The following is a 13311-nucleotide window of genomic DNA, read 5'->3' on the forward strand; positions in this document are numbered from 1 at the left end:
AGGACGATAGGCAACTGACATGGGCTACGCGGAAAATCTCTGGCTTTTCTTTCTCCTTCTCTTAGGCATCATCATCGTTCCGGGCATGGACATGCTGTTCGTGCTCGCCAATTCCCTGACCGGCGGCAGCAATCGCGGTCTTGCCGCGACGGGCGGCATCATGCTTGGCGGCGTGGTCCATTCTTTGAATGGCGCCATCGGCGTCGGCCTGCTGATGCATTTCGTGCCCATTCTCTTCAATCCTCTGCTGATTGCCGGTGGCGCCTACATGGCCTTCATCGGCTTCACGCTGATGCGCAGTTCAATCACCGTCGGCCATGACGGTCCTGCGGGCAGCCGGTCCGCCTGGAAGGCCTTTCGTCAGGGAGCGGTCACTTGCCTGATCAATCCCAAGGCCTATCTCTTCATCCTTGCCGTGTACCCGCAGTTCCTGAGGCCGGACTACGGCCCGGTTTGGATGCAGGCCGTCATCATGGGAGCCATGACCGTCGCAACGCAGTTTGCCGTCTACGGAGGTCTTGCCATTACTGCCGGACGTAGCCGCGATCTGCTGGTCGCCAATCCGCGTGCAACGGCCTTCGCGGGCCGCGCGGCCGGGCTGCTGCTCGTCGCGGTTTCGGTGTTTACGGTGTGGGAAGGCCTCAAAATGGCGTGAGGGCTGATGCGGCGAATGAGTGTGTCTGCAGCATGACACTGATTTCACTTGGTTCTCACCACTTTGTGACTTCATTGCCGGAAGGGAAACCGGCAAACATGTCGCTCGTAATCATGCGCCGGCCGCACATGCGGTCTTGATCACTTGAAAGAGGTAGGAGAACGAAATGAAGTGGAAAGCGATTGTGGCGGCAACGGCTCTGGCCAGCATCGCCCTGGGTTCTGTCGTGGCGGCCGATGGCACGCATGACTCCCGTATCGGGCTGATGAAGAAGATCGGCGGCGCCGCGGGGGCTCTCGGCGCGATTGCAAAGGGCGACAAGCCCTATGATGCCGACATCGTCAAGGCATCGCTGACGACCATTGCCGAGACGGCCAAGGCTTTCCCGGACCAGTTCAATCCGCAGAGCGACAAGGCCGATGCCGAGGTCAATCCGAAGATCTGGGATAATTTCGATGACTTCAAGGCCAAGGCCGCGAAGCTTTCCACCGATGCCGAGACGGCGCTCGCCCAGCTTCCGGCCGACAATGCCGGTGTCGGTGCGACGTTGAAGACCCTCGGCGGCAGCTGTGGCGCCTGTCATCAGGCCTACCGCATCAAGAAAGACTAAGCGGTAGGTCGGCCTCGTCCAGAGCAATTCCAGAAAAGCGCGTCGCGATTTTCCGCCCGGAATTGCGCAAAAGCAAAAGCCTGGAGCCTCTTCGCGATTCGAAGAAACGCGAAGAGGTTCGGAAAATCCGTTCTGGCATCCGCCCCGGTCTTGCCGCCGGTACGGAGCCTTGTGGCTTTAGAGCCAAGGCAAGGGGGTAGGTGTGATGGCGCGATTTATCCGGTGGCTGCTCTGTCTGTTCGGCGTGATCGTCCTCGGCTGTGGCGCATTTTATGTCATCACCGCGCCATCGCCCTTGCCGGCAAGCCATTGGGCCAATCTCGGCGATCCCGATCTCAAGAATGGCGAGATGGTCTTCTGGGCCGGCGGCTGCACAAGCTGTCACGCGGCGTCCGGTGCGCAGGGCGATGCCAAGCTCGTGCTTTCGGGCGGCCTGGCGCTCAACAGCCCCTTCGGCACCTTTCATGTGCCGAATATCTCGCCGGACGAGAAAGCCGGGCTCGGCAGCTGGACCCTTGCCGATTTCGGCAATGCCATGAAGCGCGGTGTCGGCAAGAACGGCGAGCATCTCTATCCGTCCTTTCCCTACGGCTCCTATACCCGCATGAGCGACAAGGACATCAACGACCTCTGGGGCTTCCTGAAGACGCTGCCGAAGAGCGACAATGTCGCCCCGCCGCACGAGCTGCCCTTTCCGTTCAACATCCGGCTGGCGCTTGGCGGCTGGAAGTTCCTCTATCTCAACGACCAGCCGCGCGTCGTTCTCGCCAAAGCCGACGAGAAGATCAAGCGCGGTCAGTATCTTGTGGAAGGGCCGGGCCATTGCGGCGAATGCCACACGCCGCGCGACAGCCTCGGCGGCTTCCTGAGCGGCCAATGGCTGGCGGGAGCGCCCAATCCGGAAGGCAAGGGCCAGATCCCCGACATCACGCCCGGCTCCAAGGCGATCGGCAGCTGGAGCGCCGGCGACATCGCCAACTACCTCGAAACCGGCTTCACCCCGGACTATGATTCCGCCGGTGGCTCGATGGCCGAAGTCCAGCAAAACATCGCCCACCTGCCGGGTACTGATCGCGAGGCGATCGCGGCGTATCTGAAGGCATTGCCGGCGAAGTAGACCGGGAAGATACTCAGCTGATGGGCGAGCGCCTGGCGAGATAGAGATGCGTTTCGTAATGCAGCTCGAATTTGCCGCCTTCAGCCGCGATCGCCCCGGCGAGCGCGGAAAGCAACGTCTCTCTCTGGCCGTCAGGCAGAACCCGATAGCTTGAGAGCGTGCGCAGCAGATCGGCGTAGCTTTGTGCGGTATGCGCCCGGCTCCAGCGATAGCAGTGTTGTCCTGACGCTTCGAAATGGTCGGACTGTCTTAGCAGCTCGGCAACCGGGCCGTCGGGCAGATACCATGCCTCTGCCGGCGGGCCCGCAAGCTGCGGCGCATGGTGGGCGTAGATTTCAGCGAATTTTCCGGCAAGCGGCGGCTCGGGCGGCATCGGCACACTGCCGAAGACGGCAAGCGTTCCTTCCGGCTGCAGCAAGGCGGCTGTCCTGGCGAAGCGCAGCTCCGGTGAAACCCAATGGAACGATTGCGCCGCCGCTATCAGCTTGAAGCTCGCCGCTGCCCCCGGCCATGCTTCGAAGGTGGTCTGCGCAAAGCGGACCTTTGGAAACTTCTCCAGACTTTTCCGCGCGACCGCGATCAATTCCTTGCCTGGATCGAGCGCGAGAACGGAAAGACCCCGCCGCGCAAAACCTTCAGTCGCCTGTCCCGTGCCGCAGCCGATTTCAAGGATCTCATCCCTGTCGTTGAGACCGGCGAAGGCGATCACGTCGTCGAAGAGCCTATCGGGATAGGTGGGGCGGGCATTGTTATAAAGGCTGGCGACGCCATCGAATGTAAACCGCTGTTCCAAGGCGCACCTCCAGTCGCAGATCAGAGCCCGCAGCCTTTTTTCTAGCGCATTTCCGATAAAGCCTGTAGCGGCAATGGCACGGGATTCGGAAACGGGAGAGGGTGGTCGTGGACGCAGGGGTGACGCAAAGGGTTCCTTATTTCAGCCAATGGGAAACGCCTGAGATGACGTTGGCGGTGGTGGCCGAAGGCGCGCAGACTGCTTTGCTCCGAGATCCGCTCTGGGCGTCGTCCGGGGCTCGCAATGTTGAGGAATATGCCCATTGGGCCGCCAATCTTTGCGGCATGGCCTGCCTGAAGATGGTTCTTGCCGCCCGCACCGGCAAAACGGTGCCGATCATGGATCTGGCCATGGGCTGCAGGGATTACGGCGGCTATGTCGAGGAGCCGGATGGCAGGATCAAGGGGCTGATCTATGCGCCGTTCGTGCCCTTCGTCCGGGATCGCTTCGATCTGAATGCCAGGGTCGTCACCGGGATTTCCGTCGCTGACATCGCCGATATCCTCACGCAATCGGAATTCTTCATCGCGTCGGTGCACCATTCCATTCGCTGGCCGGAGACCGAGCCGCCGGCCAAGGGCGGACATCTGGTGCTGGTAACGGCCGTCAGTGGAAACAGGATCCGCTTCCACAATCCGTCCGGTCACATCGCGGAGACGCGAGAAAATGCGGAGATGCCGTTGCAGACGTTCGAAAGGTTCTTTGCAGGCCGCGGGATCGCCATCGATCGCTAAAGCTTGGAGCAGTCGACGGCGATCCTGTTAAAGGCCGGCATCAGGCCAATGCCTGAAGGTAGCGCATGCCGGTGACCGGACGCGGCTTGAAGTCCATGTTTTCGTAGAAGCGATGGGCCTGGAAATTGCCTGTCGCGGCGCCGACCGAAAGGTAGCTGCAGCCGGCCTTGCGGGCGATATCGCGGGCGCGGTCGACGAGATGCTGTCCCACACCATGGCCGCGATGGCCGTCACGCACGAAGAGATGATGCAGGTCCATGCCCCGCTGCCCTTCCTGCGCCTTGTAGAGCGGCACGAGGATGGCGTAGCCGAGCAGGCCGTGTTCGCCGTCGGCAACCAGCGCCGTGATCCAGGGCACCGGGCCGAAGAGATCGCGCTCTAGCTGCTCCGGCGTCGTGCCCGAGGGGTCGCCATGATGGGCGGCAAGCAGCCGGATCATGTCGTTCAGCTCCGGCAGGTCGCGCGGCTGCGCATTGCGGATGGTCAACACCGGCGGGCGGAGGAGTGAAATTTCGCTATCGTCTAGCATGGCATTCTGCGTCCTTGTTTTTCAATGAGCCGTCAGGACGCTGCCGATACAACAAAGCCGCCTGACGGCGGCTTGTTGACATTATGATCTGTCTTGGCCGCCCTTTACAGGTACAGCCAAAAATACGAGCAATTGTGGAGCGCGTGCGTGATCATGGGCGCATCAATGATCCCGTTCAGCGCGTTTGTCAATGGGGGGGCTCAATGCTCCCCTTCGCATAGCCCGTGGTCGGAAAGCGCGCGGATCACATAGCAGTCCTCGATGCTGTGGCCGTCGCAATGCGAGACGATGCGCTCCAGCTCATGCTCCAGCTTCCTCAGTCGGGCGATCTTGATGCGCACGTCCTCCAGATGCTCCTTGGCGATGCGGTCTGCACCGACGCAGGGGCGGTCGGGGTGTTGGCTGAGCGAGATCAGCTCCTTGATGGCATCGATCGTCAGGCCGAGATCGCGGCCATGCCGAATGAAGGCGAGCCGCTCCAGGTCGCCCTTGGAATAGCGCCGCTGGTTGCCTTCGCTGCGTTCGGGCTCCGAGATCAGGCCCATCTGCTCGTAATAGCGGATCGTCGGCACTTTCACGCCGGTACGTCTGGACAGATCGCCGATCGTCAGCATCGGATATCCTCTCTATAGCTCTAGTCTCTATAGCTATATATGCGGTCTCTTGCAGGATTTGCAAGAGCAGGCGGAGTCAGCTAGCCGGCACGGGCTGCCTGGGCGGTCCAGGATCCCGCATATCATCGCGTCCAGGGCGCACTTCCATTTCGTTGCTAAGAATAGTATACCCCCCTATATTATAATTCGAGGCCGCAATGTCCCATACCATTCGTCAGCAAGCCAAGCTTCTTTCCCGCATCCGCCGTCTCAAGGGGCAGATGGAGGCGGTGGAACGGGCACTAGAGGCCGAACGCCCATGTGGAGAGATATTGCAGCTTCTTGCCTCCATTCGGGGCGCCCTCACCGGGCTGACCGGGGAGGTCCTGGAAGATCACCTGCATGAGCATGTGCTTCATGCCGAAGACGAAGAGGCCCGCCGGCAGGCGGTCGATGAGATAGCCGACGTGCTGAAGACCTATCTGCGGTGACCAGCTTCGGCGCGTTCAACGGGAGACCGATGTCATGAGTATTTCCCCCGAGATGGGCCATAGCCACGTCTTTCTGGGCTCCGATCACGAGCGCAACGAGCGCCGCATCCGGCTCGTCATCGCGCTGACCGCCGTGATGATGGTGGTCGAGATCGGTGCCGGCACGATCTACGGTTCGATGGCGCTGCTCGCCGATGGCTGGCACATGTCGACCCATGTCAGCGCCATGCTGATTTCGGCTCTCGCCTATCTCTATGCCCGCCGGCATGCGCACAATGCGCGCTTCACCTTCGGCACCGGCAAGCTCGGCGATCTCGCAGGCTTCGCCAGCGCCATCGTGCTGGCGCTGATCGCGCTCATCATGGGCTGGGAGAGCGTGTTGCGGCTGCTGGACCCGGTGGCGATCAACTTCCGGGAAGCCATCGCCATCGCAGTGGTCGGCCTCGTCGTCAATCTCGTCAGCGCATGGCTTCTGCGCGACGATCACGGCCATCATCATGGGCACAGTCATGCCCACGCCCACGCCTATGGTCACGAGCATGACGACGATCACCATCATGACCACAGCGGCGGCAGGGACAACAATCTGCGCTCCGTCTATGTCCATGTCATCGCTGACGCGATGACCTCGGTTCTTGCCATCGTTGCCCTGCTGCTCGGCAGCCGGTTCGGCTGGACATTCCTCGATCCGGTCATGGGCATCGTCGGTGGGCTGGTGATCCTGCAATGGGCATGGAGCCTGTTGCGTATGTCAGGCGCCGTTCTCCTCGATTTCATCCCGCAGGGCGAGGATTTGCCGGAAGAGATCCGCGAGGCGATCGAAACGGATGAGGATCGGATCACCGATCTTCATGTCTGGCAGGTAGGCCCTGGGCATCATGCCGCCATCGTCGCGGTCGCAACGCCCGTTTCGCGCGATCCCTCCTTCTACAAGGCGCGGCTCGCCGACATCCACGAGCTCTCCCATGTGACCGTCGAAGTTACCGTCGACAAGGCGGCATAAAATCCGCTAGCAATCGGAAAGGTCGGAGGCTTGCCATATTCCTCGCATAGCCCACAATCTGCCCGATTCCGCTGGAGGCCCTTCGCATGCCCACATTGCTCACCCGCCGCCGTCTCATGGCAGGCTCGGCGCTGCTCCTTCCCGCCCTGACACTCGGCCCCGAAGCGTTGTTCGCGCAGGATAGCGGCGCGTCACCACAGACGCCGCCTGCAACGGATAATTCGGCAGCGCCTGACGGCGGCGGCCAGGGAATGGAAGATAGCGGCGGAACGCCGGACAATTCGCAGCTGTCCGACGATGTCGACAAGCAGCTTGCGGACCTGGAAAAGAAGACCGGCGGCCGGCTCGGCGTCTCCGTGCTCGACACCGAGACCAACATCTCCCTCGGCAACCGCGAAGAAGAGCGCTTTCCCCTGTGCAGCACCTACAAGGCGCTTGCCGTCGGCTTCGTGCTGGCGCGTGTCGACCAGGGCACGGAAAAGCTCGACCGTCGCGTCACCTACGGCAAGAACAAGGTCGTCACCTATTCGCCGGAGACTGAAAAACATGCCGACACCGATGGCATGACCGTGGCCGAGCTGTGCGGCGCAGCCATAACGCTGAGCGACAATACGGCAGGCAATCTGCTGCTCGAAAGCTTTGGCGGCCCTGCCGCGCTGACCTCGTGGCTGCGCACCACCGGCGACACCGAAACCCGCCTCGATCGCAATGAGCCCGATGTCAACCAGGCCGTCAAGGACGACCCGCGCGATACGACGACGCCGGATGCGATGCTGGATACGATCGGCCTTCTGACGCTCGGGAACACCCTGTCGGAAACATCGAGGGATCAGCTGATCAATTGGCTGGTCGGCAATACGACGGGCAACAACCGCCTTCGCGCGGGCCTGCCGACGGAGTGGAAGGTCGGCGACAAGACCGGTACAGGCAATAACGGCTCCTATGCGGACATTGCCGTCATCTGGCCGCCGGAGCGCGGCCCTGTCCTGGTCACGACTTTCGTTGCCGAGGCAACCGCGTCTGCGAAAGACGTGGAGGCAGTCTTTGCCGAAGTCGGCAAGATCGTAACCGGAATGGTCGGGCAATAGCTGAAATTTCGAGAGTAAAAACAAGACGATATGATCAAGATATGAATCAGGATCGTATCGTCTTCACCTAATCTGGCAGCTTGTTCAGACGAGAGACAGCGCCGAGGCTGCGCTGTCCGTTTCCTTGTCGCTGTCGCCCTGGCTGTTGCCGGCGCCAAGCTTCTGCTTGATCTCATCGGCGATCTGGTCGTTGATCGCTTTCTGGTCGTCGGCGGAGAGGGCCTTGAACGAATCTTCCGTCAGGCCGTGCGCTTCCAGATATTGCGCGCGGATTTTCTGGGCCGGCGTCATGTTCGCCCATTTGGCGAATTCGTCGAGGATATCCTGGTTGGACTGCTCGCTCGACGACGTCGAGCTGCTGCCGGACGAGCTCGAGTCCGACTGGTCGTCAGTGGAATCCGCTGCCGAAGACGAGGACGAGGAGTCGCCAAACTGGCTAAGCCAGAGAGCGGACGAAATGGAGGAGGAGACGCCGCTGGAGGAAATGGAAGGTCCCGGCTGGTCGTCCTGCTGATCGCCGCCATCGTCGGGCAGCGTGAAAGGCGTGCTGTCATCGCTGTCACTGCTCTGCTGGCTGCGGATCGGCGTGCTGAAATAGTTCTGGGTGCTGTGATGCACTTTCATCGTCATATCTCCCTGCGGGTTGAGGAGACGATGACTCTGCAAGCCTGCCCGGGGCTTATGCCGATGACCCCTCAGGTGCCGCAGAACGTCTGCAGCACCCGCTCCGTCGGCAGTGGAGGTTCGGCATAGGGCGCGAAGGAAGGCTGATCCTGGTAGGGTGTTGCGAGCACTTTCAGCAATGCCTCGAACAGGGAAAAATCATCGTCTTCGACTGCGGCAACGATGGCCTGTTCTATTCGGTGATTGCGGGGAATGAAGGCCGGGTTGACCCTGCGCATGGCTGCCGCACGCGTTGCCTGCGTTTGGGCATCGCGGTCGAGGCGCTCGCGCCAGCGTTCAAGCCATGGCGCGACGGATTGCGGATCCTGAAAGGTGGCGGCGAAGTCGGTAATATCCTCGTCCGCAGCGAGAGCGGCAAGGCGGCGGAAGGTGAGCGTGAAATCCGCACCCTGCTGCTGCATCGTCGCCAATAGCGACTGGATCAGCTCGAGGTCGCCGTCCTCCTCGCTCGCAAGGCCGATCTTGGCCCGCATGCCCGAGAGCCAATAGGCCTGAAAGCGCTCGCCATAGGATTTGATGACAACGTTTGCCAGGTCGATCGCTGTATCGGCGGACGGATCGATCAGCGGAATGAGAGTTTCGCCGAGGCGTGCGAGGTTCCATTGGCCGATGGCCGGCTGGTTGGCATAGGCATAGCGGCCGTTGCGGTCGATCGACGAGAAAACGGTCGCAGGATCATAGGCGTCCATGAAGGCGCAGGGACCGAAATCGATTGTCTCGCCCGATACCGTCATGTTGTCGGTGTTCATCACGCCGTGGATGAAGCCGACATGCAGCCACCGCGCGATCAGCGCCGCCTGCCGCTCGGCCACGGCTTCCAGCAGTGCGAGATAGGGGTTCGCCCGGTCTCTGATGTCCGGGTAGTGCCGCGCGATGACGTGATCCGCCAGCGTCTTCACGCTTTCCGTATCGCCGCGCGCGGCAAAGAACTGGAACGTGCCGACGCGGATATGGCTCGCCGCCACGCGCGTAAAGATCGCGCCGGGCAGGACTTCCTCACGATAGACAGGTTCTCCGGTGGTCACCGCGGCAAGCGCGCGGGTCGTCGGAATGCCGAGAGCATGCATGGCCTCGCTGACGATATACTCGCGCAAAACCGGGCCGAGTGCCGCCCGCCCGTCACCGCGGCGGGAAAACGGCGTCGGCCCCGAACCCTTGAGCTGGATGTCACGGCGCCTGCCGTTGCGGTCCTTCACCTCGCCGAGAAGGATCGCCCGGCCGTCGCCGAGCTGCGGTACGAAATTGCCGAACTGGTGGCCGGCATAGGCCATGGCGATCGGCTGCGATCCGGGCAGCAGCTCGTTTCCGGAAAAGAGCGCGGCAGCGTTTTGGCTTAGCGCATCCACGTCGAGCCCGAGCTCCCGCGCCAGCGCCTCGTTGAATTTAATCAGCCTCGGCGCGGCAACGGGTGTCAGCGCCTGATCCGCAAAAAACTGCGGCGGCAGGCGCGCATAACTGTTGTCGAATGCGACCGGCGGTGCCTGAAGCGCGCTATCATCGTGAAGAGGTGAGCTCATGGCTTTAAGGTAGGGCCGGCGAGGGGGAGGCGCAAGGTCCTTGCCCGAGGTAGGATAATATCCTACTTTATCCTACCGCCGACGAGGATTTTGTGATGAACGAGAAACTGAGTATTTCGCTCCCCAGTGAAATGGTCGCTGCAATCAAGGCTCGCGTCGATGCTGGCGCTTACGCCTCCACCAGCGAGGTGCTGCGCGCTGCCATCCGGGTCTGGCTGCGGGAGGAAGAGGAATATCAGCAACGGATCGCGGTAATCAGGCAAAAGGTCGAGGCATCGCTTGATGATCCCAGACCGGATTTGAACTTGCGGGATATAGACGATTGGATCGAGGCGCTGGCTGCGAAAAAACAATAACCGCATGAAGCGATACTCTGTCGTATTTCGTGAAACGGCCAAAGCCGATCTTCAGTCAATATTCAACTACGTGTTGGACCAAAGCAAAAGCAGAGATACAGCGCTCGCTTATATCAAGCGCATACGAAACAAATGCGCAAGAATTGGCGATGCGCCTCTCGGCGGCATTGCCCGGTTCGATCTCGGACCCGGATTACGGATGGCCGTTTTCGAGCGGAGCATTGTTATTCTTTATGTCGTCGAGGAGGAACGCGTGCGCATTACCAACATCTTCTTCGGCAGCAGAGACTACGCAACGCTCGTGACGCGCGCCTAGTCCTTCTCCAGTTCCCGCGCCATCTCCGCAAGCTTCCGCACGGTATTGAGATTTCTCGACGTTCCCGCCTTCAACGCTGGCAGCTTCAATTTGGAGCGTCCCGAGCCATCGGGGTAGTGTACGTAGATCTCCCTGCCGGCGATGTGTACTTCTTCGCCGCCGGGCGCGACCAGCTTGTCCAGCGCATCCTTCGGCGCCGCATCCGGCAGGAAGGTGACCAGCAGGTAGTTCGGCTTGGCGTGCGGGAAGGGCGAATTTTCCGCCGCCCTTTCCAGTGCCTCGCGGCTACGCAGGATCACGCCGGGGGATTTGCCCATTTTCTCCGCCAGCGCCTGTTCCAGCCGGGTCCGGACCGTTGTCTCGTCCTCCCCGGCGCGGAAAAGCACGTTGCCGCTCTGAATGTAGGTGCTCACATCCGTAAAGCCGATCCCCTCGCAGAGCGCCTTCAGGTCCGCCATCGACAATGTGCCGGTGCCGCCGACATTGACGGCACGCAGCAGGGCGACGAACACGGTCATGGCTCACTCCTGCCGTTCGGCTTACATCTTCTCGGCGACCTTGACGGCGAAGGCATATTCGAACGCCACTTCCTCCAGACGCTGAAAGCGGCCGGATGCGCCGCCATGGCCGGCATCCATGTTCGTCTTCAGCAGGATAGGGGCGTTGCCCGTCGTCTTGTCGCGCAGCTTCGCGACCCACTTCGCCGGCTCCCAGTAGGTGACGCGCGGGTCGGTGAGACCGCCGAGCGCCAGGATCGGTGGATAGGGCTTCTCGCCGACATTGTCATAAGGGCTATAGGCGGCGATCTGCTCGTATTCCTCTTTGCTCTCGATCGGATTGCCCCATTCCGGCCACTCCGGCGGCGTCAGCGGCAAGGTGTCATCGAGCATGGTGTTGAGCACGTCGACGAAGGGCACGGCTGCGATGATGCCGGCGAATTTCTCCGGCGCCATGTTGGCGACGGCACCCATCAACATGCCGCCGGCGGATCCGCCCTCGGCGATGATCTTCGCGTAGGAGGTGAACTTCTCCTGATTCAAATAGTCGGCCGCGGCGATGAAGTCCTTGAACGTATTGGTCTTCTTTTCCATCTTGCCGTCTTCGTACCAGGCAAAGCCCTTGTCCTTGCCGCCACGGATATGGGCGATGGCATAGATGAAGCCCCGATCTGCGAGCGACAGGCAATTGGTGTTGAAGCCGGCGGGAATGGTGACGCCATAGGCACCGTAGCCATAGAGCAGGCAGGGCGCGGAGCCATCCAGGGGCGTATCCTTGCGGTATAGCAGCGTCACCGGCACCCGCTCGCCGTCCCAGGCCGGCGCGAAGACGCGGCGCGTCACATAATCGGCCGGGTCGTGTCCCGAAGGCACTTCCTGCGTCTTCAAGAGGGTGCGCTCGCGCGTCTCCATGTTGTAGTCGTAGAGCTGGCTCGGCGTCGTCATCGATGAATAGGAGAAGCGGATGACATCCGTGTCGTATTCCGCCGCCCCCTGCAGGCCGAGCGAATAGGCTTCCTCTTCGAAGGCGATCGCATGTTCCTCGCCGCTGCGGCGGTCGCGGATGATGATGCGCGGCAGGCCGTCCTTGCGCTCCAGCCAGATCAGATGGCGGGCATAGGCGAGATGGCTGAGGATCAGCGTGCCCGGCTTGTGCGCCACGACCTCGCGCCAGTTCTCCTTGCCCGGCGCCTCGGCCGGCGTCTCCATGATCTTGAAATCCTTGGCGTCGCCGTCGTTGGTGAGGATGTAGAAGACGTCGCCGCCCTCGGTGATCTCATATTCGATGCCCGTTTCGCGCACGGCGACGATCTTGGGCTCGGCGGTCAGGTCCGAGGTCGGGATGATGCGGTATTCGCTGGTTTCGTGATCGTGGATATCGATGAAGATGTAGTCGTCCAGCAGCGAGCCGCCGACGCCCATGAAGAAGCCCGGATCCTCTTCCTCGTAGACAAGCCGGTCCTCGGACTGCGGCGTGCCGATGATATGGTGGAAGATCTTCGAGGGGCGATGATTCTCGTCCTGCAGGGTGTAGAAGAAGCTCTTGCCGTCGGGCGCCCAGATGGAATCGCCGCCGGTATTCTCGATCACGTCGCCGAGATCCTCGCCGGTCTCGAAGTTGCGGATCTTCAGCGTGAAGTATTCCGAGCCCTTGTCGTCATAGCCCCAGATGCCGTGGCTATGGTCGGAGGAATGGTCGAGGCCGGAAAGCCGGAAATAGGATTTTCCTTCATTCTCCTTGTCGCCGTTCAGCAGCAGCTTGCGGTCGCCGCCGTTACGCGGCTCGCGGAAAAAGCGGGGCTGCTCGCCGCCGGTGACGAAGAACGTGCCGTAGGCATAAGGGCCGTCCTTCATCGGAACGGAGCTGTCGTCTTCCTTGATGCGCCCCTTCATTTCGCCGAAGAGAATCTTTTGCAGATCCTTCGTGTCCGCCATTGCGGCATTCATATAGACGTTCTCGGCTTCCAGATGCGACCGGATCTCCGGCGCCAGGATCGACGGATCCTTGAACATTGCCTGCCAGTTGTCGGCGCGCAGCCACGCATAGTCGTCGGTGCGGGTGATGCCGTGGCGTGTGTCCGAGAGCGGCTTTTTCGGGGCGGCAGGCGGGGTGGGGAGATTCTTGAAAACTGACACTGGAGCGCTTTCTCTGGTGTGAAAGTCGGATGTGAAGTGAAGAGAGAAATAGAGGGCGCCGACGTGAGGTTCAAGCGGCAAGTCGGATCGGCAAGCTTCATGCAAGCCGTCGATATTAGTTTCGATCGGACAGGCAGCGTGGGGAAGCCGCATAGGGTGTTGCCTTGATGAGACCACATTCTTTACCGAAGT

16 protein-coding genes are annotated in these 13311 nt (G+C 61.3%); 9 read left to right on the top strand and 7 right to left on the bottom strand.

Going from position 1 to position 13311, the window contains the following annotated elements; genetic code table 11:
• The first annotated feature begins 19 nt into the window (after positions 1-19).
• The 3 genes from ACQZ6J_RS10875 to ACQZ6J_RS10885 all read left to right on the top strand — a co-directional run bounded on the left by ACQZ6J_RS10875 (position 20) and on the right by ACQZ6J_RS10885 (position 2382).
• A complete protein-coding gene (locus ACQZ6J_RS10875; protein ID WP_449083938.1) occupies positions 20-655 on the top strand; it encodes a LysE family translocator in 636 nt (211 codons plus the stop codon).
• 166 nt (positions 656-821) lie between these two features.
• Positions 822-1265, top strand: a complete 444-nt coding sequence (locus ACQZ6J_RS10880; protein WP_449083940.1) for a c-type cytochrome — start codon at positions 822-824, stop codon at positions 1263-1265.
• A 202-nt stretch (positions 1266-1467) separates the two neighbouring features.
• On the top strand, positions 1468-2382 hold the full coding sequence (locus ACQZ6J_RS10885) for a c-type cytochrome (protein ID WP_449083942.1): 915 nt from the start codon (positions 1468-1470) through the stop codon (positions 2380-2382).
• A gap of 13 nt (positions 2383-2395) precedes the next feature.
• Here the strand turns inward: ACQZ6J_RS10885 and ACQZ6J_RS10890 are convergent, their stop codons facing one another.
• Positions 2396-3175: a class I SAM-dependent methyltransferase gene (locus ACQZ6J_RS10890; protein ID WP_449083944.1), complete on the bottom strand. Its 780-nt coding sequence runs from the start codon at positions 3173-3175 to the stop codon at positions 2396-2398.
• 83 nt (positions 3176-3258) lie between these two features.
• Here ACQZ6J_RS10890 and ACQZ6J_RS10895 point away from each other — a divergent pair, with 83 nt between their 5' ends.
• Positions 3259-3909: a C39 family peptidase gene (locus ACQZ6J_RS10895; RefSeq protein ID WP_449084169.1), complete on the top strand. Its 651-nt coding sequence runs from the start codon at positions 3259-3261 to the stop codon at positions 3907-3909.
• A gap of 40 nt (positions 3910-3949) precedes the next feature.
• On the opposite strand, the gene ACQZ6J_RS10900 is transcribed toward ACQZ6J_RS10895, so the two are convergent.
• Together ACQZ6J_RS10900 and ACQZ6J_RS10905 are read right to left on the bottom strand one after the other, a co-directional pair.
• A complete protein-coding gene (locus ACQZ6J_RS10900) occupies positions 3950-4438 on the bottom strand; it encodes a GNAT family N-acetyltransferase (RefSeq protein ID WP_163991491.1) in 489 nt (162 codons plus the stop codon).
• Between the two features lie 200 nt (positions 4439-4638).
• Positions 4639-5052 carry a MerR family transcriptional regulator gene (locus tag ACQZ6J_RS10905; RefSeq protein ID WP_449083947.1) on the bottom strand — a complete coding sequence of 138 codons (414 nt, stop codon included), beginning with the start codon at positions 5050-5052 and terminating at the stop codon, positions 4639-4641.
• Positions 5053-5249: 197 nt separating this feature from the next.
• On the opposite strand from ACQZ6J_RS10905, the gene dmeR reads away from it, so the two are divergent.
• From dmeR to bla, 3 genes are all read left to right on the top strand, one after another.
• Entirely contained in the window at positions 5250-5522 is a 273-nt protein-coding gene (dmeR, locus tag ACQZ6J_RS10910; protein WP_163991487.1) for a Ni(II)/Co(II)-sensing transcriptional repressor DmeR, read from the top strand.
• Positions 5523-5556: 34 nt separating this feature from the next.
• The gene (gene dmeF / locus ACQZ6J_RS10915; RefSeq protein ID WP_449083949.1) at positions 5557-6525 is read left to right on the top strand and encodes a CDF family Co(II)/Ni(II) efflux transporter DmeF; all 969 of its coding nucleotides are present in this window, start codon (positions 5557-5559) and stop codon (positions 6523-6525) included.
• An 86-nt stretch (positions 6526-6611) separates the two neighbouring features.
• Entirely contained in the window at positions 6612-7613 is a 1002-nt protein-coding gene (gene bla, locus ACQZ6J_RS10920; protein ID WP_449083951.1) for a class A beta-lactamase, read from the top strand.
• 84 nt (positions 7614-7697) lie between these two features.
• Here the strand turns inward: bla and ACQZ6J_RS10925 are convergent, their stop codons facing one another.
• Together ACQZ6J_RS10925 and ACQZ6J_RS10930 are read right to left on the bottom strand one after the other, a co-directional pair.
• Positions 7698-8237: a hypothetical protein gene (locus ACQZ6J_RS10925; RefSeq protein ID WP_449083953.1), complete on the bottom strand. Its 540-nt coding sequence runs from the start codon at positions 8235-8237 to the stop codon at positions 7698-7700.
• Between the two features lie 71 nt (positions 8238-8308).
• Positions 8309-9814: a protein adenylyltransferase SelO gene (locus tag ACQZ6J_RS10930; protein ID WP_449083955.1), complete on the bottom strand. Its 1506-nt coding sequence runs from the start codon at positions 9812-9814 to the stop codon at positions 8309-8311.
• Between the two features lie 95 nt (positions 9815-9909).
• Here ACQZ6J_RS10930 and ACQZ6J_RS10935 point away from each other — a divergent pair, with 95 nt between their 5' ends.
• Positions 9910-10170: a ribbon-helix-helix domain-containing protein gene (locus ACQZ6J_RS10935; RefSeq protein ID WP_449083957.1), complete on the top strand. Its 261-nt coding sequence runs from the start codon at positions 9910-9912 to the stop codon at positions 10168-10170.
• A gap of 4 nt (positions 10171-10174) precedes the next feature.
• Positions 10175-10486 (top strand): type II toxin-antitoxin system RelE/ParE family toxin, encoded by a 312-nt coding sequence (locus ACQZ6J_RS10940; RefSeq protein ID WP_449083959.1) that lies wholly within the window; start codon positions 10175-10177, stop codon positions 10484-10486.
• On the opposite strand, the gene ACQZ6J_RS10945 is transcribed toward ACQZ6J_RS10940, so the two are convergent.
• Together ACQZ6J_RS10945 and ACQZ6J_RS10950 are read right to left on the bottom strand one after the other, a co-directional pair.
• Complete coding sequence (locus ACQZ6J_RS10945; protein ID WP_449083961.1) at positions 10483-11004, bottom strand: DUF1697 domain-containing protein; 522 nt, start codon at positions 11002-11004, stop codon at positions 10483-10485. The two genes, ACQZ6J_RS10940 and ACQZ6J_RS10945, sit on opposite strands and share 4 nt — an antisense overlap.
• Positions 11005-11025: 21 nt before the next feature.
• Complete coding sequence (locus ACQZ6J_RS10950) at positions 11026-13119, bottom strand: S9 family peptidase (protein ID WP_449083963.1); 2094 nt, start codon at positions 13117-13119, stop codon at positions 11026-11028.
• Positions 13120-13311: the final 192 nt, after the last annotated feature.

It is taken from the genome of Rhizobium sp. A37_96, from assembly GCF_053521765.1.